The organism is Salicola sp. AFF1, assembly GCF_056783195.1.
Genome location: NZ_JBXAYL010000006.1, coordinates 121,893 through 146,762, shown reverse-complemented (window position 1 = coordinate 146,762; position 24,870 = coordinate 121,893). Strand labels below are relative to the sequence as shown.

Below are 24,870 nucleotides of genomic sequence, written 5' to 3'. Positions count from 1 at the left end.
GGCATCCTAACCGTGCGTGTGGTCACTGCACCAGAGCAGGAATTCGTGTTCATTGAGTGGGTGGGTGAAAAGGAACCCCTGCGCTTGGTCGCAGCGCTCTGCATTGAGAAACTCAATCTGGTCCTGGTGTTCCACTCCTTCTGCCACGACCTGAAGCCCCAGGCTGTGCGCCATGTGGATGATGGCGCGCACCAGGGCAGTGTCGTCAGAGTCGCGATTCAGATCGCCCACGAAGGACTTGTCGATCTTGAGCGTGTCGAAGGGATAGTTCTTGAGATAGCCCAGCGCGGAGTAGCCGGTGCCAAAGTCGTCCACGGACAGGCGCACGCCAATGGCGTCAAGTTCGCGTAGAACCCGGTCCGTTTCGACATTATTGTCCAGAATCAGGCTTTCGGTAATCTCCAGTTCCAGGTATTGGCCTTCCAGCCCGGTTTCGTCGAGCGCTGCGCTGACGGTTTCAACAAAATGTGGATCCCTGAACTGTCGGGGGGAGACATTGACCGCCATGACCACGGGTTCACCCGTTTGCTTCTGCCAGCGGCTGACCGTCTGGCAGGCCTCGCGAATCACCCAGCGACCGATAGGGATGATGAGGCCGGTTTCCTCCGCCAGTGGAATGAATCGTTCCGGAGGCACCATGCCCAGGGTCGGGTTGTGCCAGCGAAGAAGCGCTTCTGCTCCCATGACGCGACTGTCGCCCAGCCGCAGTATGGGCTGGAAGCGCAGCTCGAACTCCTGCATCTCAAGGGCGCGCCGGAGCAGGCTTTCCGTCTGGAGTCGCTCCCGGGAAACCTGCTTCATCTCTGGTGAGAAGCGCTGGAAGGCGCTCTTGCCCCGGTTCTTGGCTTCGTACATAGCGGCATCGGAGTTCTGCAGCAGGTTGGTGCTGTTCTCGCCGTCGCCGGGATAGATGGCGATACCAATACTGGTGCTCACGAACACTTCCTGCCCAGCCAGGTGAAACGGTGGTATGAATGTCTGGAGGATGCGGTCGGCGACCTGTTCTGTTGCCTCTGGGGAGGTCAGCGAAGGCAGGATAACGAGAAACTCATCGCCACCAAGGCGGGCGACGGTGCTGGTGCCCCGCAGGCAGGCGGAGACCCGGCGCGAGGCCTCGATCAGCATGTTGTCGCCAGCGTCGTGACCCATGGTGTCGTTCACATGCTTGAAGTTGTCCAGGTCCAGAAACATGACCCCGACCATGGTCTGATCCCGGCGGGCCTGTGCAAGAGCGAGCTTGAGCCGGTCGAGGGCCAGCATTCGGTTGGGCAGGCCGGTCAGGATGTCGTAGTTGGCCTGGCGCAAAAGCTGTTGCTCGTAGCGTTTGCGGATGCTGATGTCCTCTCCCAAGATCAAGTAATGGGAGGGGTGTTCGTTCTCGTTGCGGATGGGGGTGACGACCACCTGCTCCCAGAACCGTTCGCCGTTGTCCCGTGTGCGCTGCATCTCCCCTTGCCAGACGCCGACACGCTGAACCTGGAGCCGGACGTTGTTCCACAGCTCACGGTTCTCCTCCTCGCTTAAGGTGTCGGCGGTAAGGAAGGCAGGGTGATGACCCACCACGTCCTCGCGGTGGTAACCGGTGAGCTGCAGGAACTTGTTGTTGGCGTATTCGATGCGCCAGCTGGGGTCACAGATGAGCACTGACGAGGGGCTCTGCTCCAGTGCGAGGGACAGCTTACGGATTTCCGCTTCATCCGCTTTCTGGCGTTCCAGATCCTGTCGCAGGCGTTGGCGCATGTTATTGATGGCATCGGACACCTGGTCCAGTTCGTCCTGGCGTCGGAGTGGATGGGAGCGGCGATCGAGCGTCAGGGGCTCATCCAGGTTGCGCAATGAGAAGCGGCGCGCGTAGTTGGCCATGGACGTGAGGTGGCGGGCCACGAAATAGTGGAAAATCCACAACAAGAGAAGCGACAGGAAGAAAGTGCGTAGGGCCTGGGTGGTCAGGATAACGCGGATGTTGCGCTTGAGGTTGTCCCAGGCTCCTCTCAGGCTTGCTGTCACGGTTACATGGCCCAGCGTTTCGCCGTCGTGGTTGAGGTTGAAATCATGAGTGGCAGTGCGGGCGTCCTGAGGCAGGGCGCCGGCGCGGATGCCGCCTGTGGGCTCGATTTCGAGCTGGGCATGGGCGATGTCGGGAAGGCTGGTGATGCCTTCCAGCTGTGCTTGGATAAGGTCACGGTCGATGGCCCAGGCGCTGTTGGTCAGGCTCTGGCGGTAGCCGGCTTCGATGACGGTGAGCCGTTTCTCGATGCTGGCAACATCCGAGCGGTAGGTTACCCAGACCTGGGTTGCCGCGGTGACGAGGGTAAAGATCGAACTGCACAGCACGATCAAGCCCAGTAACCGCAGAGACAAAGGCGAACGGATGATGGAACTGCGTGACCAGAACAGCGGGTTACCCATTAGGCGGCGACTCAAGTCCAGTGTCGTCGGGGTTGGATTACAGATCCGTCACACTATAGCAGCAAGGACCTGGCTCGTCGCATGAGTCTGTCGTTCACATGACAGCTTAATGGGCGGCTGAGATCACAGAAGGAGAACTTCGGGAAGGAAAAATGGCGTCCCGTAGGGGATTCGAACCCCTGTTACCGCCGTGAAAGGGCGGTGTCCTAAACCACTAGACGAACGGGACGCGACGCCTTGCGTTAGAGATTGCGCACTTTAGGGGAGCGCCCGCCGGATGTCAACCATTTTCTTTGCCTGAGGGCTCCGCCGGTTCCCTGAGGCAGGCTTTAAAGGTTGTGCCGATCTCACGTAATACCGTGGCCGCGCCTGTTTTCTGGTAGCGCTGGAACAGGGCTTCCGCAATCGGTTTGTGTCGGGGTGACAGCTGTCCTTGCACCTCATCAAGCTCACCGCCGGCAAACGCGGCGAGAGCAATCTCGTAACGAATCTTGTTCTCGCCAGCGCAGCGGTAGAACAGGTACTCCCGTGTTCCAGGGTCGGGCTCACCGTTCTGGTCATGGACGCTTTGCGCGCAACGGGCAAAGCGGGCGTGGATATGGGAGTAGGTCGCGGTCGCGCCGCTTTCCTCGAGTGCTCTGTGGAGCTGGTCGATACGTTGCGCGCCGGCTTCGCTCAACCCAGGGAGTGTATCCTGCAGTATGGCCGGGGAAAGGCCCTGCTGCATCAGCTGGACGGACGTCAGGTACTGACTGGCGATCAGTCCGCAGGCCTGATAGCTGGCTCCCTTGAAAGCCTTGTCGTTGCTTGTGGCGTGCGTGGCCGCCGCCATTGCCAGCAAGGGGATTGCTCCCAGCACTGCAAGCGTACGGCAGCGGGTCATCCCACGGCCTCGTCCAGTGCCTGTTCTACTCTCGGATACTGGAAGCTGAAGCCGGAGGCCAGCAGCCGCTCTGGGCGTGCCTTCTGGCCCGTAAGAAGGAGTCGAGCCATTTCGCCAAGTGTCAGCTTCAGGGCCAATGGCGGCACCGGCAGCCAGGCGGGGCGGCCGAGGGCCTGGGCCAGTGCCTTGGTGAATTCCGCATTGGTCACCGGTTCAGGAGCCGTGAGGTTGAACGGACCACTGAGTTCGGGGGAGTCCAGAAGATGGATCAGTCCCTGGACCATGTCGTGGCGATGAATCCACGGCATGTATTGTTCGCCATTGCCCAGGCGCCCGCCCAGCCCAAGCCTGAAGAGTGGCAGCATTTGCTGCAGGAATCCGCCGTCCCGACCGATAACAAGCCCGGTACGTGAGAGGCAGACACGGGTTTGATCAGCAAGACGGTTGGCCGAGGCTTCCCAGGCGGCACACAGGCGGTGGGTAAACTCATCATGCGGTTCCGTGGTTTCGGTCACGTCCCGCTTGCCCTGATCCCCGTAGTAGCCCACGGCGGATCCAGAGACCATTACGTCGGGGAGGGTCTCGCGGCTTTTGAGCTGGCTGACCAGTTCCTCCGTAAAGGTTATACGGCTGTCCCACAGCTCTTGCTTCCGGCGTTGTGTCCAGCGTTTCTCGGCGATGCCTTCCCCGGCAAGATTGATGACCGCGTCGATGGCGGGAAGCCCGGGCACCTCTTTCAAATCGTGGATGACACGTACGCGGCCACAAAGGCTATGGACCTTGGCTTCACTGCGGCGACTCAGCACGGTCAGGCTGCGGCCTTCGCTCTGGAACTGGTGACACAGGAGTTGGCCAATAAAACCGGTGCCGCCTGTGATCAAGATATGCTGGCTCATAAAGGCTCCCGTAGCGGTTCAATCCGGACCGGATCATGGCCCATAGTGGCATGAGGCGGGGAGGCCGGCCAGGAAACCGTTCACGGATCCCGGATGGCTGCGCCTGCAGTGCCCTGATATTCTACCCTTATGTTCGAATGGCCCTACATTCTGGATTTCTGGTTTGGCCCCCTGGATGACGACGGGGTCCCCGGAAAATCGTATCGTGAGCAGTGGTTCACCGAGAGTCGCCGTTTTGATCGCGCCATGCGTCGACGCTTTTCCTCCATGGTCCTGCTGGCCTCGGAAGAGGGGCTGGAAGACTGGCGCCGCAAACCCGGAGGGGCTCTGGCCGAGATCCTGCTGCTGGATCAGTTTTCCCGCAACATCTACCGGCGTACCGCCATGGCGTTCCGTAATGATCCGTTGGCCCAGCGTCTGGCACGTGAAGGCGTGGACCAAGGGCGTGACGTGACACTGCCCGCGATCCAGAGAGCATTTTTCTACATGCCCTTTCAGCATGCCGAGAATCGCCAGCTCCAACGTGAGGGCGTGGCACTCTACGAGCAGCTTGAACGGACCGCGGAAGGGCGCCTTCGGGATGTGCTGAGTCAGTTTCATCGCAGTGCGCGCGATCATGCCGCGATCATCGAACGTTTCGGTCGCTTTCCTCACCGGAACCGGACTTTGGGCCGCCACACGACGAGTGCGGAGGCCGTCTTTCTGGAAGAAGAGGGACTCACTTTTGGTCAGTAGAGGGTGGTGCAGTTCCCTGTGGTGACCTGACTCATAAGACGGTAAGGCTAGAGTGCAATCTGATGGTTGACGACGCTCAGCTGATCAGTAAAATACGCACCTGTCGATGAGGGCAAAGCCAGTCCCATCACAAAAAAGCGGGAATAGCTCAGCTGGTAGAGCACCACCTTGCCAAGGTGGATGTCGCGAGTTCGAATCTCGTTTCCCGCTCCAGATTTCAAACAAAAGCCCGGCCTCGAGCCGGGCTTTTGTTTTCCTGCCCCTTAACGGTGTTACTCAGCTACACTGTGCTAACAACCATGCCTTTCTGGAGGCCACCCCATGGCGGGACTGCTTGATAACGTGGATCAGCGCACACGTCTGGTCGGGCGTAACCGGCTGGAGCTTCTCCTGTTCCGGCTGCATGGCCGGCAACTGTTTGCGATCAACGTGTTCAAGGTGCGTGAGGTTATGCCCATGCCGAAACTCACGGCCATTCCCAAGCGCCACCCGGTGGTGGTGGGTGTGACCCATATCCGGGGCATGACAGTGCCGGTGATCAACCTGAGTCAGGCCATTGGTATGAAGCCCCAGGAGGTGACGGAGGATGCCAGCCTGATCATTACCGAGTACAACCGGACCATGCAGGCGTTCTTGATTGGGGGAGTTGAGCGCATCCTCAATATGAACTGGGAAGAGATTGAGTCGCCGCCGAAGACCACTGGCAGAGGGCATTACCTGACCGCAATCACCCGTCATGAGCAACAGCTGGTTGAAATCATTGATGTGGAGAAGGTGCTGGCTGAAATCGTCCCCTATACCACCTCTCTTCCAGAAGGGCTGATTGATGAGAACGTTGTGGCTGCGGTTCAGGGCAAGCGGATTCTGGTGGTGGATGATTCTCCGGTGGCGCTGAACCAGGCCCGTGATACCATCGAGCAACTGGGTCTCGAAGTGATCACCGCCAATAATGGCGCGGCGGGGCTTGAAAAGCTCAAAAGCATGGCGGCGAACGGTGAGCTGGATGAGTTGCTGATGGTCATCACCGATGCCGAAATGCCCGAAATGGACGGTTATCGCCTGACCACCGAGATCCGTGAGAATCCACAGCTGAAGCACTTGTACGTGGCACTGCACACCTCCTTGAGCGGGGAGTTCAATCAGGCCATGGTGGAGCGCGTCGGCTGTGACGACTTTCTATCCAAGTTCCGTCCGGACGAATTGGCGGAGCTTGTCCAGAACTATCTGCGCAGGGTGTCTGACAGCGATTCATGAGTACGGTTCTGACTCTGGACTCGATCCAGCTTGCTTTTGGTATGCATCCCCTTCTAGACGGCGCCAGCCTGCGCATTGAGCGCGGCGAACGCGTGGCGTTGCTTGGCCGTAATGGCGAAGGGAAATCCACATTGTTGCGTCTGGTTACCGGTGCTATTGAGCCGGATGCCGGGGAAGTCGCCGTTCCGGACGGTATGCGGGTAGCTGAGCTACCCCAGGAACTCCCCGAGAGGCGGGATCTGACGGCCTATCAGGTGGTGGCGCAGGCGTTTCCGGAAACGGGGCGCCTGCTGGAGCGGTTCAATGAACTCTCCATGACGGCCAGTGACGAGGACGATCTCCGGCAGATGCAGCAGGTTCAGGAGCGTCTGGAGGCGCTGGATGGCTGGCTTTACGACCAGCGTATCAGGACGGTTCTTGAGCAGTATCGAATCAATCCGGACGCGCGCCTGGATACCCTTTCAGGTGGCTGGCAGCGACGGGTGCTGTTGGCGAAGGCGATGGTGACTGACCCCGACCTCCTGTTACTGGACGAGCCCACGAACCATCTGGATGTGCCCGCGATCCGGTGGCTCGAGGAGGCGTTGGCGCAATTTTCCGGGGCAGTGCTGTTCGTGAGTCACGACCGGGCCTTTATCCGGGCCATGGCCACACGGATCATTGAACTCGATCGCGGTGCTCTGACGTCCTGGCCCGGCAATTACGAACAGTACCTGGAGGCCAAGGAGAAGGCACTGGCGGATGAGGAACGCCAGCGGGCAGAGTTTGATCGCAAGTTGGCCCAGGAGGAGCGCTGGGTCCGGCAGGGAGTGAAAGCGCGGCGAACCCGTAACCAGGGACGCGTGAAAAACCTGGAGGCCATGCGCGCCGAACGCCGGCAGCGTCGTGAACGCTCCGGCAAGGCGAAGATTGAAGTGGAGGACGCCGGACGGTCCGGCAAGCTGATTGCGGAGGCGCAGGAAGCAGGTTTTGCCTGGGAACCCAGTCAGCCGCTGATTCAGGACCTTGATTTCATGCTGCTGCGTGGCGACAAGATCGGGGTGGTGGGTGAGAATGGTTCGGGGAAGACAACCCTGCTGAAACTCCTTCTGGGGGACCTGGAACCCACACAGGGGCAGATAAGGCGCGGCACCCGGCAGGAAGTGGCTTATTTTGATCAGCTGCGGGGCAAGCTGGACCCGGAAAGGACGGCATTCGAAAACCTCAGTGAAGGACGGGAAACCATCGAGGTGAACGGCCGCAGCCGGCATGTGATGGGGTATCTTCAGGACTTTCTGTTTACCCCTGAAAGGGCGCGCACCCAGGTGCGAATGCTGTCCGGCGGCGAGCGGGCGCGCCTACTCCTGGCCAAGCTGTTCAGCCAGCCCGCCAATATCCTCGTGCTCGACGAGCCGACCAATGATCTGGATGTGGATACGCTGGAACTTCTGGAGGCGCAGCTTGTCGAGTTCACGGGAACCGTGATCGTGATCAGCCACGACCGGGAGTTCCTGGATCATGTGGCCGGCAGCGTGCTGTTTCTGGATGGTGAGGGGGGTGTCCACGAGACCATCGGTGGTTTCAGTGACTGGCGTCGTGAAGGGGGCCAGTTTCCTGCGGAGAAAGCGGCTTCCGGCGGCGGTAGTGGTCGGCGGAGCGGTTCGGAGACGGGAAGGGCCCGCTCATCCGGCAACCAGAGCGCTCCGTCTTCCGGCAATGGCTCGGGCAACAAGCTGAGCTACAAGTACAAGCTGGAACTTGAGCAATTGCCCCAGCGTATCCGGGATTTGGAGGCCGAAATCGCCGGGTTGCACGAGCAGGTATCGGACCCCGCCTTCTATCAGCAGGCCAATGAGACCGTAGAGAAAACGCTGGGCGAACTCTCAGCCCGGGAATCCGAGCTTGAGTCCGCCATGGAGCGTTGGATGGAGCTCGAGGAAATGGCCAGCGGCTGATCAGCCGCCAATCCGAACCGCCAGCACATCGCAGGGCGCGCCATGCAGGACGGCATTGGCGGTGGAACCCAGCAACAACTGGATGCCGTGGCGACCGTGGCTGCCGATCACGATGAGGTCGGCACCGCGCTCTTCTGCCTGCTTGCGGATCTCTGATCCGGGCCGGCCTACGATCAGGTACTGGTTGTTGGAATCGATGCCGTGCTGGTTGCCATAGTCGGCCAGCTTGTTGCGCGCATTATCCTCCAGCTGTTGCTGAAGGTCACTGAGATCCAGTGGCAGATCACCACCGTAGGCGTAGCCCACGGGCTCCACCACATGCAGCAGCTCCAGTGTTGCGCCGTTGCTTTCCGCCAGATGTCTGGCCTTGAGCAGTACCTCTGGCGCCTCCTCGGTGAGGTCAATGGCAACCAGGATGCGTTGATAGTCACTCATGGGGGTTCCTCCGTGGCCCTTCAAGCTGATTTGAGGCGCTCAATGGTCTTTTCCAGGCCCTGAATGATGCTGTTGGAATAACGGTTGATCACGAACGCCACATTCTCCTCATCATAGTTGATGTAGGAGCCGCGAATGAAGCGCCATTTGTTGTTCACGTCCGACAGCGTGGCGGCAATCTGCTGATCGTTGGCGAGCCGGGCACGGAGCTTTTCAAGATTGTTCTCGAAGTCCTTCGAAAGCTCGTCCAGCGACTTTTCCATGTCAGCACCCTGGAACACCTGGGCTACGGAAGAGGAGGAGCGTGCGGAATAGCGGGTGACCATCACGGCCATGGTGATGGCGGCCTCACGGGCCAGCTCCAGGTTGGTCTGGGTTGGGGTGCTTTCCTGCCCGGCCACCTTTCTGTAGATCTTGCCGGAGAGCTTGCTCAGGGTCTGGGCCTGGTTGGCCATGTCCGACAGCAGTCGCAGGTCTGGATAGCCGGAGCTGCGCACGTCCTCGATGTTGGTATCCATCTGCTTGGCGAAGTTCTCGTAGGTTTTCTTCAGCTCGTTGAGCTGGGAATCACTCAACGACTCGCCGGACTGGCTCTCGATCTTGCCGAGCAGTTGACGGGATTGATCCATGTTGTCGGTGATTCGGGAGACCAGTTCTTCGTCCGGATCCGTCGTGTAGTTGTAATAGTCGTTCAGGGCCATGAAGTTGCGCAGCCGGAACCGGTGAACGCTGTCCAGCAGCTTTTCGGCCATGGGGTCCAGCTGGGTCTCCGTTGCAGCCTGGTCGCCAGCGGGGGTCTCCTGTTCAGCGCTTTCGGGGCCAAAGCCCGTGCCAGGAGCCCCCTTTCCCTTGGAGCTTTCCTGCGCGGTCGCCGGAGTAAGCAGGGAAAGGGCGAGCAGTAGGGCCGCTCCAATGCTGAAAGGGGTGCGGAAATTCTGTCGCGTCATGGGGAATCGTCTCCACCGGTTGTCGGATTTACTGTGTGCTGGCCAGTTCTGGCACTGATACGGTCATCCTGTACAGTGTAGCAAGCTTGGGCATTCCTTCGAATGCCGACGGAGCAGGGATGTTAGCCTTTCACACCGGGTCTTGGCGAATAAACAAATTGACAAACGCTCGGTTTTTTTTCATCGTTAGCGTCGCATTCAAACGACTGTATGAATTTGGATCGCGTTACGGCCAGCGACGTACCAATCACAACCTGGAGAACAGTTGATGATTTACGAAGGTAAAGCCATCACGGTTAAAGAGATCGAAGGCAGTTTTGCACAGCTCGACTTCGATCTGAAGGGTGAGTCTGTCAATAAATTCAACCAGCTCACCATCGGAGAACTCGGCGAAGCGGCCGAGGCCCTTGAAAAACAGACGCAGCTCAAGGGGCTGGTGGTTACCAGCTCCAAGGATACCTTCATTGTGGGTGCCGACATTACAGAGTTTACGGACCTGTTTGCCGGCCCCGAAGAGGAACTCGTCAACAACAACCTGAAGGCGAACCGGATCTTCAACAGCATTGAAGACCTCCCGTTCCCGACGGTCACAGCCATCAATGGCCAGGCTCTGGGTGGTGGTTTCGAGATGTGCCTGTCCACTGACTTCCGGGTCATGGACGACAAGGCCAAGGTAGGGTTGCCGGAAGTCAAGCTGGGCATCTTCCCCGGCTTTGGTGGCACCGTGCGCCTGAGCCGCCTGATCGGCGCTGACAACGCCATTGAATGGATCTGCATGGGCAGCGAGCACAAGGCTGACAAGGCGCTGAAGGCCCATGCGGTGGACGCAGTGGTCAAGTCCGACCAGCTGGTTGACGCCGCCATCGACATGCTCAAGGAAGCCAACAACGGCAAGCTTGACTTCAAGGCGCGTCGTGAGGAGAAGACCGGTAAGCTCAAGCTCAACTCCATGGAAAGCATGATGGTGTTCGAGACGTCCAAGGGCTATGTTGCCGGTCAATCCGGCCCGAATTACCCGTCGCCGGTGGAAGCGGTCAAGGTCATGCAGAAGCATGCCGGGATGACCCGCGACAAGGCGATCGAGGTGGAAGCCAACGGTTTCGCCAAGATGGCCAAGACCGGCACTGCTTCTTCGCTGGTCCAGATCTTCCTGAACGACCAGGACCTCAAGAAGAAGGGGAAAGATTACGAGAAGCAGGCTAACCAGGTGCAGATGGCCGCTGTACTGGGCGCCGGCATCATGGGCGGTGGTATCGCCTATCAGAGCGCGCTCAAGGGCACGCCCATCATGATGAAGGACATCAACCGCGATGGCATTCAGCTGGGCCTGGACGAGGCCAAGAAGCAGCTGAGCAAGCGCGTCGACAAGGGCAAGATGAGCGCGGACCAGATGGGCGACGTGCTCAACAACATCCATCCGACCCTGAACTACGGCGACTTCGGCGACGTGGACCTGGTGGTTGAGGCGGTTGTCGAGAATCCGAAGGTGAAAGACTCGGTTCTTCGGGAAACCGAGGACGTGATTGGCGAGGACAAGATCCTCACCACCAACACCTCCACCATTTCCATCAATCGCCTGGCGGAGAACCTCAAGCGTCCGGAGAATTTCTGCGGCATGCACTTTTTCAACCCGGTACACATGATGCCGCTGGTTGAGGTGATCCGCGGTGAGAAGACCAGTGACAAGGCCGTTGCGACGACCGTGGCCTACGCCCGCGCCATGGGCAAGAGCCCGATCGTGGTCAACGACTGCCCCGGTTTCCTGGTCAACCGGATCCTGTTCCCGTACTTCGGTGGCTTTGCGCGACTGGTTCGTGACGGTGCCGACTTCCAGAAAGTCGACAAGGTCATGGAGAAGTTCGGCTGGCCCATGGGCCCGGCCTACCTGCTGGACGTTGTGGGCATGGACACCGCGAAGCACGCCAACGAAGTCATGGCCGAAGGCTTCCCGGACCGCATGAAGGACGAGCACAAGAGTGCCATTGATGTGATGTTCGAGAAGGATCGGCTGGGTCAGAAGTCCGACATCGGCTTCTACCAGTATGAACTGGACAAGAAGGGCAAGCAGAAGAAGGTGGTGGACGAGACCACTTACGATCTGCTCAAGCCGGTTGTCCATAACAACCAGGAGTTCACCGACGACGAGATCATCGAGCGCATGATGATCCCGCTGTGCATCGAGACCGTGCGGTGCCTGGAAGACAATATCGTGGGTACGGCCGCCGAGGCGGACATGGGGCTGGTATACGGCATCGGCTTCCCGCCCTTCCGCGGTGGCGCGCTGCGCTATATCGACGACATTGGCCTGGATGAGTTCTGCAAGATGGCAGACAAGTACAAGGACCTGGGGCCGCTCTATCACCCGACCGAGGGCATGCGTGAGATGGCCAAGGCCGGCAAGAAGTTCCATGGCTAATCGTTGAACGAGATTTCCGAACGGAGAAGATCTATGAGCCTTAATCCGAGAGACGTTGTCATAGTCGATTGCGTGCGGACGCCGATGGGCCGTGCCAAAAATGGCTGTTTCCGCAATGTGCGCGCCGAGGATCTGTCCGCGGCGCTGGTTGAAGCGCTGTTTGATCGCAATCCCAAGATCGATCCCAAAGAGGTTGAGGATGTGATATGGGGCTGTGTGAACCAGTTTGGCGAGCAGGGCCTGAACGTGGCCCGCCAGATGTCGTTGATGACCCGTATTCCGCACGAGTCGGGCGGGCAGACGGTGAACCGCCTGTGCGGTTCCTCCATGAGTGCCCTGCAGACGGCGGCCCAGGGGATCCAGACCGGCAACGGTGATGTTTTTGTGATCGGTGGCGTTGAGCACATGGGCCACATCCCCATGGAATCCGGCTTCGACCACAACCCGGCCTCATCCAAGTACTCCGCCAAAGCCTCCAACATGATGGGGATGACGGCGGAAATGCTGGCGAAGATGCACGGCATCACACGGCAGCAGCAGGATGAGTTTGGTGCGCGTTCCCACCATCGTGCTGCACAGGCGCGGGACAACGGCCACTTTGACAATGAGATCGTGCCGGTCGAAGGGCATGACGAGAACGGCTTCCGGAAGCTGATTGAGCAGGATGAAACCATCCGCCCGGATACGACTGTGGAAGGCCTGTCCCAGCTCAAGCCGGCTTTTGATCCGAAGGATGGCACGGTCACTGCTGGTACCTCCTCCCAGCTGACCGACGGTGCCTCCAGTATGCTTGTGATGTCCGCCGAGAAGGCCGAATCACTGGGCCTCAAGCCGGTGGCGAAAGTCCGTGCGACCGCCGTTGCGGGCGTGGATCCCGCCATCATGGGCTATGGTCCGGTTCCGGCCACCAAGAAGGCCCTCAAGCGTGCCGGCCTCAAGGTTGAGGACATCGATTACTGGGAGCTGAATGAAGCCTTTGCCGGGCAGTCCCTACCGGTACTGAAGGATCTGAAGCTTTTGGATGAGATGGACAGCAAGGTCAACATCCACGGGGGCGCAATTGCCCTGGGGCATCCACTGGGCTGCTCCGGCTCCCGGATCGCCACCACGTTGCTGAACGTCATGCAGCAGAATCAGGGAACCCTGGGTGTAGCCACCATGTGTGTTGGCCTGGGGCAGGGGACGGCCACCGTCTTCGAGCGGCTCTGAGCCGTTTTCAAGTCCCGATCAGCCCGGCCTCGTGCCGGGCTTTTTGTTTGCTGTGACTTGACCCGCCATGACCGAATCCCTATATATTGTCGCCACGTCCATGGTCGGCCCCATGGTCACTACACTGTTCTGAGGATGTTTTCGCCGTTATGGGTAAAAGTCTGGTAATCGTGGAGTCTCCCGCCAAGGCCAAAACCATCAACAAGTACCTTGGTGATGACTACATCGTGAAGTCCAGCGTGGGCCACATCCGGGACCTTCCGGTGAGCGGCTCCGGTGGCACCAAAGTGGACCCCAAGGAGCGGGCCCGCCAAGCCGCCCAGACCCGCAAGATGGATCCGGAAACCAAGGCCCGCTATCAGAAGCAGAAGGCCCATGATCAACTGATACGGCGTATGGGCGTGGACCCGGAAAATGACTGGGAAGCCCAGTATGAGATCCTTCCCGGTAAGGAAAAGGTGGTCAGTGAGCTGCAGCGCCTGGCCAATAACGCGGACGCGGTCTATCTGGCAACGGACCTTGACCGGGAGGGGGAGGCGATTGCTTGGCATCTGAAGGAAGCCATTGGCGGCGAGGACGACAAATACCGTCGTGTGGTGTTCAACGAAATCACCAAGCGTGCCATTCAGGAGGCATTTTCAGAGCCCACGGAAGTGGATACCAATCGCGTCAAGGCGCAGCAGGCGCGCCGGTTCCTGGATCGGGTGGTGGGTTACATGGTATCGCCACTGTTGTGGAGCAAGATCGCCCGTGGACTTTCAGCAGGCCGGGTGCAGTCAGTTGCGGTTCGTCTTATTGTTGAGCGCGAGCGCGAGATCCGCGCCTTTGTGCCCGAGGAATACTGGGAGCTGGATGCGTTACTCACGCCTCCCCAGCATAAGAACGTTGGCATTCCGTTCTGGGTGGCGAAATACGGTGACAAGCCCTATAGGCCCACCAATGAGCAACAAAGTAGCGAGCACGTTGAACGCCTGAGGGCGCTGGCGGACGACGACCAGGCGTTTCGCGTCACCAAGCGCGAGGACAAGCCCACCAAGTCCCGGCCCTCAGCGCCGTTTATCACCTCCACGCTGCAGCAGGCGGCAAGCAATCGTCTCGGGTTCAGCGTCAAGAAAACCATGACTTTGGCCCAGCGTCTGTATGAGGCGGGTTACATTACCTATATGCGGACGGATTCGACCAACCTCAGCCAGGATGCCATCCAGTCCGCGCGCGGCTATATCCAGGCCAGCTTTGGGGAAGACTACCTGCCTGAGAAGCCACGCTATTACACGTCCCGTGAGGGCGCACAGGAAGCGCACGAGGCGATCCGACCCTCGGACGTGAAAAAGCGCGCCCAGGACATCAGTGGCCTCGAGAAGGATGCGGAGCGCCTCTACGATCTGATCTGGCGCCAGTTCGTGGCCTGCCAGATGACAGACGCGGAATTCCTGAGTACATCGGTGATCGTTACAGCGGGGGATTACCAGCTCAAGACGCGTGGCCGCATCATCCGGTTTGATGGTTTCCAGAAAGTGCTGCCGCCCTCCGGCAATAAGGATCAGGACGTGGAACTGCCGGATATATCGGAAGGCGACCGCATGAGCCTGAGCGAGCTGACGCCGAGCCAGCACTTCACCAAGCCGACGCCCCGTTACACGGAAGCCTCTCTGGTCAAGGAGCTTGAAAAGCGCGGTATCGGTCGCCCGTCAACCTATGCCTCCATTATCTCGACCATCCAGGAACGCGGTTATGTGCGCCTTGAGAACCGGCGCTTCTACGCCGAAAAACTGGGTGACATTGTCACGGACCGGTTGCATGAGTCGTTTACCAACCTTCTGGATTACGACTTCACGGCGCGCATGGAGGAAGAACTCGACGAAATCGCGGAGGGTAATGAAGACTGGAAGCAGGTGCTCAATGAGTTCTATGAGCGGTTCTCGGAGCAGTTGCGGCAAGCGGAATCTCCAGAGAACGGGATGCGTTCGAACACACCGATTGATACCGACATTGAATGCCCGGACTGCGGGCGGGCGATGCAGATCCGGATTGCGAGTACAGGGGTCTTCCTGGGGTGTTCGGGCTATTCCCTGCCGCCGAAGGAGCGCTGCAAGAAGACCATCAACCTGATACCCGGAGACGAGGCGGTCAGCTCGGACGAGGACGATGACGGCGAGGGTGAATCGCGCCTGCTGCGGGAGAAGCACCGGTGCCCGAAATGCGGCACCGCTATGGATAGCTACCTGATTGATGAGACCCGCAAGCTGCATGTCTGTGGCAACAGTCCGGACTGCGACGGACAGGAGCTTGAATACGGCAGCTTCCGCATCAAGGGCTATGAAGGGCCCACACTGGAGTGCGACAAGTGCGGCAGCGAGATGCAGCTCAAGAGCGGGCGCTTTGGCAAATACTTCGACTGCACCAACTCGGAGTGCAAGAACACCCGGAAACTGCTGCGTAACGGCGAGCCGGCACCCCCCAAGATGGACCCGATTCCGATGCCCGAACTCCAGTGCCAGAAGGTGGATGACACCTATGTGCTGCGTGATGGTGCCTCAGGCCTGTTTCTTGCAGCCAGCCAGTTTCCCAAGAACCGGGAGACACGGCCGCCCCTGGTGAGCGAGATCAAGCCTCATGCTGCCGAGCTGGATCCCAAGTACGCCTATATACTGGATGCGCCCGAGCGTGACCCCGAGGGGAACCCGACCACGGTGCGCTACAGCCGCAAGACAAAAGAGCAGTATGTCGCGTCGGAAAAGGACGGTAAGGCAACCGGCTGGCAGGCTTACTACCGCAATGGACGGTGGGAGCCCCATGAGAAGAAGAAATCCGGGGGCCAGGGCGGTAAACGCAAGGCCAGTTGACCATCCTGCAGGAGCCTGCCTCGCAGGCGATCAGGCGTATCGCGAGCGGGGCTCGCTCCTGCAGGGGGTGATCGGGACTCAGGAATTCGCCCGCAAACGCTCCAGTAGCGCTGAGGTGTCCCACCGCCCGCCGCCCAGGTTCTGCACATCGGAGTAGAACTGGTCCACCAATGCGGTGACGGGCAGGCTGGCGCCGTTGTTCCGTGCTTCCGCCATGCAGATGCCGAGATCCTTGCGCATCCAATCCACTGCGAAGCCATGATTGTATTCACCCTCGATCATGGTCTGCCCCCGGTTATCCATCTGCCAGGACTGTGCTGCTCCACCACTGATGGCCTGCACAACCGAAGCGGGATCCAGCCCAGCAGTTTCCGCAAAGTGGAGCCCCTCGGAGAGCCCTTGCAGTAGCCCGGCGACGGTGATCTGGTTGACCATCTTGGTCAGCTGGCCGTGACCTGCTTCCCCCATGTAGTGCACCGCCTTGCCATAGCAATTCAGCAGGGGCAGGGCGCGGTCAAAGGCGCTGCGCTCCCCACCGCACATGATCGTCAGCTGGCCGTTTTCCGCGCCTTGCTGGCCACCGGAGACCGGCGCGTCGACCCAGCTCTGGCCCGAGTCCGCGGCCTGTTGGGCCAGTTCCCGGGTGACGCTGGCGGACGCCGTGGTGTGGTCGATCAGAAGCGCGCCCTTGGGGGCGTTAGCGATAATGCCGCTGTCGCTGGTGTAAAGCTCTCTTAGGTCCGGGTCCGCCCCAACGCAGGTTATGACGGCATCCGCTCCCGTTACGGCGTCTGCAATACGCTCCCTGGATTCTCCCGGATACGCTCGGGTCCAGGCCTGTGCCTTGTCGGGGGAACGGTTGTAGACCTTTACGGACAAACCATCATCCTCGGCCAGATGACCGGCCATGGGAAAGCCCATGACCCCGAGACCAATGAACGCAATCTGCATGTTTGCCTCCCTAGCTGTCCCAGAAATGAGAAAACCCGCCTTAAAGCGGGTTTTCTCTGGTGGCGGTCACTTGCTCGGATAGTCGCGCTGGGTATAGCCACTATAGAGCTGGCGCGGCCGACCGATACGGTAATTGCCGCTGGCCATCTCATTCCAGTGGGAAAACCAGCCGATGGTGCGCGAGAGTGCGAAGATCACGGTGAACATGGAGGTCGGGATGCCGATCGCCTTGAGAATGATCCCGGAGTAGAAATCGACGTTGGGATAGAGCTTGCGCTCAATGAAGTACTCGTCTTCCAGGGCAATCTGCTCAAGACGCTGGGCAATCCGCAGCAGCGGGTCGTTCTCCAGACCGAGCTCCTGCAGGACCTCATGGGCCGTGTCGCGCATTACCCGCGCCCGCGGGTCAAAGTTCTTGTACACCCGGTGGCCGAAGCCCATGAGACGGAAGGGGTCGTCCTTGTCCTTGGCACGCTCGACGCATTCTTCAACGCGTGACTCGTCACCAATCTCATTGAGCATGTTGAGTACGGCCTCGTTAGCGCCCCCGTGCGCGGGGCCCCAGAGCGCAGCTATGCCGGAGGCGATTACGGCGAAGGGGTTGGCGCCAGTGGAGCCGGCAAGGCGGACCGTGGACGTAGAGGCATTCTGCTCATGGTCGGCGTGGAGGATGAAGATCTTATCCATGGCCTTAGCCAATACCGGATTGACCTTATATTCCTCACAAGGAACACCGAACATCATATACAGGAAGTTCTCGGCGTATCCCAGGTCGTTGCGCGGGTACATGAAGGGCTGGCCGATTGAGTACTTATAGCACATAGCGGCGATGGTCGGCATCTTGGCAATGAGCCGATGGGCTGCCACCTCGCGCTCGTGCTCTTCCGTCAGATCCATTGTGTCGTGATAGAACGCCGAAAGGGCGCCCACGACGCCGACCATGATCGCCATCGGGTGCGCGTCACGACGGAACCCGTTGAAAAGGTGGCTCATCTGGTCGTGGATCATGGTGTGGTTGTTGACGGTGCGGCGGAAGCGTTCATTCTCTTCCGGGGTGGGCAGTTCCCCGTGAAGCAGCAGATAGCAGACTTCAAGGTAGTCGGCGTTCTGCGCAAGCTGCTCGATGGGGTAGCCGCGATGCAGGAGAACCCCGTTCGCCCCGTCGATGAAGGTGATCTTCGACTCGCACGCGGCCGTGGAAACAAATCCCGGGTCAAAAGTGAACCAGCCTTCCTGGACCAGGTTCCTCACATCAATGACATCAGGGCCCTGTGTACCGGAATAGACCGGTAGTTCCAGGGTTCGGCCTCCGACCGAAAGCGTTGCTTTCTCGTTGGACATGGTGTTCTCCTGTCAGTTCAGCAAACCAGTGCTGGAGATGACGCACAGCGGACCCAAGTATCGCAGAAGATTGACCCGGACGTCACGAATCTACAGTCGGGTGGGCCAGTCGGCGGGTCGCCAGGTAACGCCTTCGCGGTCCGCGAAAATATAGGGCGGTGTTACCAATTGTCAATCGAGTGTTGGTCATTGAAAGGGTTGAGCTTCTTGCCGGTTTGTAATCAATAGGGGCAGCCTCTATAATTCGAAGCCCGTAGACGGGAGCCCGCCAGAGTCGGCGGTTTATACCCGCCCGCTGATCAAAGCTAGGATCCACCAACACACTGTGTCCGGCTGTCGGAGCCAACCGACTCTGCCCGGCGCACCAGACAGGGGTCAGGAGCCGTGACGACCAAACGACCGGTTAATCTTGAAATCAGCACCATCCATTTTCCCATTCCCGCTATTGCGTCGATTCTGCACCGCATCAGCGGCATCGTGGCGTTCGTGGGAATCGCTTTTCTTCTTTATGGTCTCGATCGATCACTGGCCAGCGAGGCCGGGTTCGCGTCCGTGGCAGCGCTGATGGCACACCCACTGAGTAAACTCGTGGTGTGGGGAACGCTGTCAGCGCTTGCCTATCACCTGGTGGCCGGGATCCGGCACCTGATCATGGATATGGGAGTGGGCGAAACGCTGGAAGGCGGTCGCCTCAGCACCAAGATCACCTTCGTGGTTGCTGCTGTATTGATTGTTCTGCTGGGAGTCTGGATATGGTAAAGAGTGTCACCAACCTCGGGCGCACCGGTGCCTATGACTGGCTGATGCAGCGCGTGTCAGCCGTTGTTCTGGCGCTGTATACCCTGTTTCTGGTGGGGTTTGTGCTGGGCTCGTCCAATCTCGATTACGCGCAATGGGCCGGCCTGTTTGATCAGATGTGGATGCGCATCTTCAGCCTTCTGGCGCTGATCTCACTTGGTATCCATTCGTGGGTCGGCCTGTGGACGGTTACCACTGATTACATCAAGCCCACGGCGCTGCGATTTCTCATCCAGGCCGCCTGCGGGCTGATCATGTTTGTCTACCTCGTATGGGGTGTCGAGATTCTCTGGGGGCTCTGAATCATGTCCAATCTTAGAACCATGTCGTTTGATGCACTCGTGATCGGCGGAGGCGGTTCCGGTTTGCGGGCCGCGCAGCAGCTGACCCAGTCCGGCATCGACACGGCGTGTATCTCCAAGGTCTTTCCCACCCGGTCGCATACCGTATCCGCCCAGGGTGGTATAACCTGCGCCATTGCCAGCGCGGATCCGAATGATGACTGGCGATGGCACATGTATGACACCGTTAAGGGGTCGGATTACATTGGTGACCAGGAAGCCATTGAATACATGTGTTCCGTAGGCCCACGAGCCGTTTATGAGCTGGAGCACATGGGGCTGCCTTTCTCCCGTTTTGAAAACGGCCGGATCTATCAGCGGCCGTTTGGTGGCCAGTCCAAGGAGTACGGCAAGGGTGGCCAGGCGGCGCGCACCTGTGCGGCTGCGGACCGTACCGGCCATGCGTTGCTCCACACGCTCTATCAAGCCAACCTTCAGGGCGGCACTACGTTTCTGAATGAGTGGTATGCGGTTGATCTGGTCAAGAATCAGGACGGCCAGGTGGTTGGTGTTATCGCCATTGAGATCGAGAGTGGCGAAGTGGTCTACATCAAATCCAAGGCCACTGTCCTGGCAACCGGTGGGGCGGGGCGCATCTATGCCTCCACCACGAACGCCCTGATCAATACCGGTGACGGCGTTGGCATGGCCCTGCGGGCCGGTATTCCGGTGCAGGACATGGAAATGTGGCAGTTCCATCCCACCGGCATCCATGGCGCCGGCACCCTTGTGACCGAGGGCTGCCGGGGTGAGGGCGGCTATCTGGTGAACTCCGAGGGTGAACGCTTCATGGAGCGCTATGCCCCGAACGCGAAAGACCTGGCTGGCCGCGACGTAGTCGCGCGGGCCATGGTGCTGGAGATTCTGGAAGGCCGTGGCTGTGGCCCCAACAAGGACCATGTTTACCTCAAGCTGGACCATCTTGGTGAGGAAACGCTGAATCTGCGTCTGCCTGGCATCCTGGAGCTCTCCCGGACCTTCGCGCACGCGGATCCGGTGAAAGAGCCAATCCCCGTGGTACCAACCTGTCACTACATGATGGGCGGCCTTCCCACCGACATTGGTGGTCAGGTCATGACTCAGGACGCGAATGGTGATGACCAGCCCATTGAAGGGTTGTTCGCCTGTGGCGAAGCGGCTTCGGTGTCGGTGCACGGGGCGAACCGGCTTGGGGGTAACTCCCTTCTGGATCTGGTGGTTTTCGGTCGGGCGGCTGGTCTTCAGATCGAGAAACAGCTGCGGGAAGGCGGCGACAGCATGGAAGCCAGCGAGAGTGACATCCAACAGGCCATGGCGCGCCTTGACCGGCTCAATAGCGGCGAGGGGACCGAGCGCGTTTATGATGTCAAGAAGGAACTCCAGGATACTATGCAGCTTTACTTCGGGGTTTTCCGTGATGGCGAACCCATGGAGAAAGGTCTTAAGATCCTGGATGAGCTCGGTGAAAAGATCCGCAATACCAAGCTTGAGGACACCAGCAACGCTTTCAATACCGCCCGTGTTGAAGCGCTGGAACTGGAAAACCTCTACGAAGTGGCGTACGCAACGGCGGTTTCAGCCATTGAGCGTCGCGAAAGCCGTGGGGCTCATGCCCGCAACGACTATACCGATCGCGATGACGAACACTGGCTGAAGCATTCCATCTATTTCCCGCTTGAGAAGCGGTTGGGTCAGCGCGAGGTCAACTTCGCGCCGCGCTCGATGGATGCGTTTCCGCCGACAGTCCGGAAGTACTAAATAAGAGGTGGTCTAATGCTGGTGAGTCTCTATCGGTACAACCCTGAAACGGACAATGTTCCGTACATGCAGGATGTCGAGGTTGAGCTTCCGGAAGGTAAGGACCTGATGGTTCTTGACGTTCTGCACATGATCAAAGAACAGGATGCGAGCGTTGCGTTCCGGCGCTCGTGCCGTGAGGGGGTCTGCGGTTCCGACGGCATGAACATTAATGGGACCAACCGGCTGGCGTGCGTGACGCCGGTGTCGGAAGTGGTCAAGAAGAACAAGCTGGTACTGCGTCCACTGCCGGGGCTGCCCGTTATCCGGGACCTGGTAGTCGATATGTCGATCTTCTATCAGCAATACGAGAAGATCCAGCCGTACCTGATCAATGACAATCCGGAGCCCGCCATTGAGCGCCTGCAGTCCCCCGAGGACCGGGAAAAGCTCGACGGGCTCTACGAGTGCATTCTATGCGCCTGTTGCTCCTCGTCGTGCCCCTCGTTCTGGTGGAATCCGGACAAATTCGTGGGGCCGGCGGGGCTGCTCCAGGCGTACCGTTTTCTGGCGGATAGCCGTGACACGGCGACCGCGGAACGTCTTGATAATCTGGATGACCCGTTCAGCGTTTTCCGCTGCCGCGGGATCATGAACTGCGTGAGTGTCTGTCCCAAGGGACTGAATCCGACACGTGCAATCGGCCATATCCGTACTATGCTGATGCAGCGCACAACCTGATTATTGCGACACAGTTCACGCCAGAAGACGCTCAGGGCGGCCTACAGGCCGCCCTTGCTTGATGCGCGTTACGGCAAATCCATGTCGCGCAGAGGAGCGTGGCCGGTGCCCAAAAGGCTAAGGCCGCGTGAAGTCCAGTCAGAGGCGAGCGAGTGCCATGCATGAAAGCGTAATGGAGCAGCTGTGGCGGACCTCCCACCTACAGGGTGGGAATCTGGCTTACGTTGAGGATCTGTTTGAAACCTACCTGAAAGATCCCAACGGCGTTCCGGAGGAATGGCGGCGTTATTTCGACCAGATTCCGGGAACACCAGGCGACCACAGACCCGATGTCCCACATCGAGATATCCGAGAGCAGTTTCGATATATTTCCCAGAACCAGCGCCGTCACTCTCCCGCCCAGGGCGCTCCCTCTTCCATCTCCAAGGCTGAAGAAAAGCAGGTTCGCGTTCTCCAGCTGATCAATGCCTATCGGTTCCGTGGCCATCAGAATGCGGACCTGGATCCACTTGGGCTGTTGAACAGGCCGAAGATCAAGGATCTCGATTACCGGTACCATGAGCTGGACGATGATGACCTGGATGTTGAATACCAGACCGGGTCCCTGTTCTTCGGCTCCGAGCGCATGAAGTTGCGTGACATCATCGATGGGCTTGAGCGGACCTATTGCAGCACCGTGGGCGCTGAGTACATGCACATCGTGGATACCACGGTGAAGCGCTGGTTCCAGCAACGGCTGGAAAGCGTCAAGTCCCATCCCAACTACGAGGCCAAGACGCGCCTGAACCTGTTGGAGCGGCTCAACGCCTCTGAAGGACTGGAAAAGTATCTGGGTTCCAAGTATCCGGGGACCAAGCGTTTTGGTCTTGAAGGGGCGGAATCGCTGACCCCTTGTGTCAGTGAGTTGATCCAGCGCGCCGGTTCCTACGGCGCCCGCGAGATTGTGATTGGGATGGCCCACCGGGGTCGGCTCAATATTCTGGTCAACACTCTGGGCAAGAACCCCAAGGAATTGTTCGATGAGTTCGATGGTAAGGTGACCATGGAGCAGGGCTCCGGTGACGTGAAATACCATCAGGGCTTCTCTTCCAACGTCATGACGCCAGGCGGCGAGGTGCATCTGGCGCTGGCGTTCAATCCCTCACACCTGGAGATCGTGACGCCTGTTGTGGGCGGTTCCGTACGGGCGCGTCAGGCGCGGCGTGAGGATGACAACGGTAACCAGGTGGTGCCGATTGCGATCCATGGGGACGCGGCCTTTGCCGGCCAGGGCGTGGTCATGGAAAGCCTTCAGATGTCGCTGACCCGGGGTTATGGCATCGGCGGGACGGTGCATATCGTGGTGAACAACCAGATTGGCTTTACCACCAGTCACCGCTATGACGCCCGATCAACGGAATACTGCACGGATGTGGCCAAGATGGTGCAGGCGCCTATACTGCACGTGAACGGGGACGATCCCGAGGCCGTTCTGTATGTTACCCAGCTGGCGATGGATTATCGCAATGAGTTCGGTCAGGACGTGGTGATCGATCTGGTGTGCTACCGGCGGCGCGGTCACAACGAAGCGGATGAGCCTTCCGCGACCCAGCCGCGGATGTACGAAAAGATCCGCAACCATCCCACCACCCGTGACCTCTACGTGAAGCAGCTTGTCAGCGAAGGCTTTATTCAGGATCAGGATGCCAAAAAGCTGTTTGAGGAATACCGCGACAAGCTCGATAACGGTGACCACGTGGTGGATGCTCTGGTGAAGGAGCCCAACACGGATCTGTACGTGGACTGGACGCCTTACATCGGTCATGAGTGGACCGCGCGCTGTAAGACAAGCGTGCCCATGAAGACGCTGCAGGAACTTGGGCGCAAGATTTCGACGATCCCGGAAGGTTTTACCATCCAGCGTCAGGTCAAGAAGATCATGGAGGATCGGGGCAAGATGACCCAGGGGGCATTGCCGCTCAATTGGGGTTATGCGGAAACCATGGCCTACGCATCGCTGATCCATGAAGGGCATCCCATCCGTTTTACGGGCCAGGATTCGCGTCGGGGCACCTTCTCGCACCGTCACGCGGTTCTGCACAACCAGAAGGATGGCTCGGAGTACGTGCCCCTGGAGCATATCCGGGAGGATCAGCCGCGTTTCGAGATTTACGATTCGCTCCTTTCGGAAGAGGCAGCAGTGGCGTTCGAGTACGGCTATGCCACGACCACCCCGACGACTCTCACCATCTGGGAAGCGCAGTTTGGCGACTTCGTCAACGGCGCGCAGGTGGTGATCGACCAGTTCATTACCAGTGGTGAGCACAAGTGGGCGCGCCTGTGTGGGCTGACAATGCTGCTGCCACACGGTTACGAGGGGCAGGGTCCGGAGCACTCATCGGCTCGACTGGAACGTTTCCTGCAGCTGTGTGCCGAGCACAACATTCAGGTCTGTGTGCCCACCACGCCGTCCCAGGTTTTCCATATGCTGCGCCGCCAGGTGAAGCGGCCGTTGCGCAAGCCCTTGATCGCGTTGACGCCCAAGAGCCTGCTGCGCCACAAGGAAGCGGTCTCCTCACTGGATGATCTTTGCGAAGGCACCTTCCGGACGGTGTTGCCGCCCAAGGAAATGCCGGATCCCCGCAAGGTCAAGCGGCTCATACTGTGCAGCGGCAAGGTCTATTACGACCTGCTCGATAAACAGAAGACGGATGGACGGGATGACACGCTGATCGTGAGGATTGAACAGCTCTATCCCTTCCCGCACGAAGATCTTGCTGCGGTGTTGGCACCTTACACTCACATCGAGAAGGCGATCTGGTGTCAGGAAGAGCCCATGAACCAGGGCGCGTGGTACTGCAGTCAGCATCATATGCGCCAGGCCCTGGAGCGTGTTCCCAAAAGGCCCCGGCTTGAATACGCGGGCCGTAAGGCCTCGGCGGCGCCGGCTTCCGGCTATCCCAGTGTTCACGCTCAGGAACAGAAACAGCTCGTGGAAGACGCGTTCACCGTCTGACGAGTCCCGACAAGAAAGCGAGTCCC

At 59.3% G+C, this 24,870-nt stretch carries 18 protein-coding genes, 2 tRNA genes and 2 pseudogenes; 14 read left to right on the top strand and 8 right to left on the bottom strand.

The genetic code is table 11. The features are described from left to right. Nucleotides 1-6 precede the first annotated feature (6 nt). The 4 genes from AC1RQI_RS05910 to AC1RQI_RS05895 form a co-directional block, all read right to left on the bottom strand. Nucleotides 7-2,409, bottom strand: a complete 2,403-nt coding sequence (locus AC1RQI_RS05910; RefSeq protein WP_481904028.1) for a bifunctional diguanylate cyclase/phosphodiesterase — start codon at nt 2,407-2,409, stop codon at nt 7-9. A gap of 153 nt (nt 2,410-2,562) precedes the next feature. Further along, nucleotides 2,563-2,638: transfer RNA gene (locus tag AC1RQI_RS05905), tRNA-Glu, on the bottom strand. Between the two features lie 51 nt (nt 2,639-2,689). Further along, nucleotides 2,690-3,292: a hypothetical protein gene (locus tag AC1RQI_RS05900; protein WP_416634677.1), complete on the bottom strand. Its 603-nt coding sequence runs from the start codon at nt 3,290-3,292 to the stop codon at nt 2,690-2,692. Then, entirely contained in the window at nt 3,289-4,188 is a 900-nt protein-coding gene (locus AC1RQI_RS05895) for a TIGR01777 family oxidoreductase (RefSeq protein WP_481904027.1), read from the bottom strand. The genes AC1RQI_RS05900 and AC1RQI_RS05895 overlap by 4 nt, the downstream gene beginning before the upstream one ends. 129 nt (nt 4,189-4,317) lie before the next feature. Here AC1RQI_RS05895 and AC1RQI_RS05890 point away from each other — a divergent pair, with 129 nt between their 5' ends. The 6 genes and pseudogenes from AC1RQI_RS05890 (at nt 4,318) to AC1RQI_RS05865 (ending at nt 8,111) form a co-directional block, all read left to right on the top strand. Next, the gene (locus tag AC1RQI_RS05890; RefSeq protein ID WP_481904026.1) at nt 4,318-4,923 is read left to right on the top strand and encodes a DUF924 family protein; all 606 of its coding nucleotides are present in this window, start codon (nt 4,318-4,320) and stop codon (nt 4,921-4,923) included. Between the two features lie 137 nt (nt 4,924-5,060). Continuing rightward, nucleotides 5,061-5,136: transfer RNA gene (locus tag AC1RQI_RS05885), tRNA-Gly, on the top strand. Between the two features lie 108 nt (nt 5,137-5,244). Beyond that, the gene (locus tag AC1RQI_RS05880) at nt 5,245-6,177 is read left to right on the top strand and encodes a chemotaxis protein CheV (protein WP_481904025.1); all 933 of its coding nucleotides are present in this window, start codon (nt 5,245-5,247) and stop codon (nt 6,175-6,177) included. After that, nucleotides 6,174-7,052 (top strand): annotated as a pseudogene (locus tag AC1RQI_RS05875) (ATP-binding cassette domain-containing protein); the annotation flags it as partial. The gene AC1RQI_RS05880 and the pseudogene AC1RQI_RS05875, both read left to right, overlap by 4 nt. Then, nucleotides 7,038-7,565: pseudogene (locus tag AC1RQI_RS05870) on the top strand (ATP-binding cassette domain-containing protein); the annotation flags it as partial. The pseudogenes AC1RQI_RS05875 and AC1RQI_RS05870, both read left to right, overlap by 15 nt. Next, a complete protein-coding gene (locus AC1RQI_RS05865) occupies nt 7,557-8,111 on the top strand; it encodes a hypothetical protein (RefSeq protein WP_481904052.1) in 555 nt (184 codons plus the stop codon). The pseudogene AC1RQI_RS05870 and the gene AC1RQI_RS05865, both read left to right, overlap by 9 nt. Here the strand turns inward: AC1RQI_RS05865 and AC1RQI_RS05860 are convergent, their stop codons facing one another. Both AC1RQI_RS05860 and AC1RQI_RS05855 read right to left on the bottom strand, forming a co-directional pair. Beyond that, the gene (locus tag AC1RQI_RS05860) at nt 8,112-8,546 is read right to left on the bottom strand and encodes a universal stress protein (protein WP_481904024.1); all 435 of its coding nucleotides are present in this window, start codon (nt 8,544-8,546) and stop codon (nt 8,112-8,114) included. It lies immediately after the preceding gene. Nucleotides 8,547-8,566: 20 nt separating this feature from the next. After that, a complete protein-coding gene (locus AC1RQI_RS05855) occupies nt 8,567-9,493 on the bottom strand; it encodes a hypothetical protein (RefSeq protein WP_481904023.1) in 927 nt (308 codons plus the stop codon). 268 nt (nt 9,494-9,761) lie between these two features. Here AC1RQI_RS05855 and fadB point away from each other — a divergent pair, with 268 nt between their 5' ends. From fadB to topA, 3 genes are all read left to right on the top strand, one after another. Next, nucleotides 9,762-11,909, top strand: coding sequence for a fatty acid oxidation complex subunit alpha FadB (gene fadB / locus AC1RQI_RS05850; protein WP_481904022.1), 2,148 nt, complete (start codon nt 9,762-9,764; stop codon nt 11,907-11,909). Between the two features lie 33 nt (nt 11,910-11,942). Then, on the top strand, nt 11,943-13,118 hold the full coding sequence (gene fadA, locus AC1RQI_RS05845; RefSeq protein WP_416634670.1) for an acetyl-CoA C-acyltransferase FadA: 1,176 nt from the start codon (nt 11,943-11,945) through the stop codon (nt 13,116-13,118). A gap of 149 nt (nt 13,119-13,267) precedes the next feature. After that, nucleotides 13,268-15,961: a type I DNA topoisomerase gene (topA, locus tag AC1RQI_RS05840; RefSeq protein ID WP_481904021.1), complete on the top strand. Its 2,694-nt coding sequence runs from the start codon at nt 13,268-13,270 to the stop codon at nt 15,959-15,961. A gap of 78 nt (nt 15,962-16,039) precedes the next feature. Here topA and AC1RQI_RS05835 read toward each other — a convergent pair whose 3' ends face one another. Both AC1RQI_RS05835 and gltA read right to left on the bottom strand, forming a co-directional pair. Beyond that, nucleotides 16,040-16,912 carry an NAD(P)-dependent oxidoreductase gene (locus tag AC1RQI_RS05835; protein ID WP_481904020.1) on the bottom strand — a complete coding sequence of 291 codons (873 nt, stop codon included), beginning with the start codon at nt 16,910-16,912 and terminating at the stop codon, nt 16,040-16,042. Between the two features lie 66 nt (nt 16,913-16,978). Then, the gene (gltA, locus tag AC1RQI_RS05830; protein WP_416634667.1) at nt 16,979-18,253 is read right to left on the bottom strand and encodes a citrate synthase; all 1,275 of its coding nucleotides are present in this window, start codon (nt 18,251-18,253) and stop codon (nt 16,979-16,981) included. A 384-nt stretch (nt 18,254-18,637) separates the two neighbouring features. On the opposite strand from gltA, the gene sdhC reads away from it, so the two are divergent. The 5 genes from sdhC to AC1RQI_RS05805 all read left to right on the top strand — a co-directional run bounded on the left by sdhC (nt 18,638) and on the right by AC1RQI_RS05805 (nt 24,844). Then, nucleotides 18,638-19,012, top strand: coding sequence for a succinate dehydrogenase, cytochrome b556 subunit (sdhC, locus tag AC1RQI_RS05825; RefSeq protein WP_416634666.1), 375 nt, complete (start codon nt 18,638-18,640; stop codon nt 19,010-19,012). Then, nucleotides 19,006-19,353 (top strand): succinate dehydrogenase, hydrophobic membrane anchor protein, encoded by a 348-nt coding sequence (sdhD, locus tag AC1RQI_RS05820; RefSeq protein WP_416634665.1) that lies wholly within the window; start codon nt 19,006-19,008, stop codon nt 19,351-19,353. The genes sdhC and sdhD overlap by 7 nt, the downstream gene beginning before the upstream one ends. 3 nt (nt 19,354-19,356) lie before the next feature. Further along, on the top strand, nt 19,357-21,129 hold the full coding sequence (gene sdhA, locus AC1RQI_RS05815) for a succinate dehydrogenase flavoprotein subunit (protein WP_416634664.1): 1,773 nt from the start codon (nt 19,357-19,359) through the stop codon (nt 21,127-21,129). 15 nt (nt 21,130-21,144) lie between these two features. Beyond that, complete coding sequence (locus tag AC1RQI_RS05810; protein WP_416634663.1) at nt 21,145-21,849, top strand: succinate dehydrogenase iron-sulfur subunit; 705 nt, start codon at nt 21,145-21,147, stop codon at nt 21,847-21,849. Nucleotides 21,850-22,006: 157 nt separating this feature from the next. Then, nucleotides 22,007-24,844, top strand: coding sequence for a 2-oxoglutarate dehydrogenase E1 component (locus tag AC1RQI_RS05805; RefSeq protein ID WP_481904019.1), 2,838 nt, complete (start codon nt 22,007-22,009; stop codon nt 24,842-24,844). The last annotated feature ends 26 nt before the right edge of the window (nt 24,845-24,870 follow it).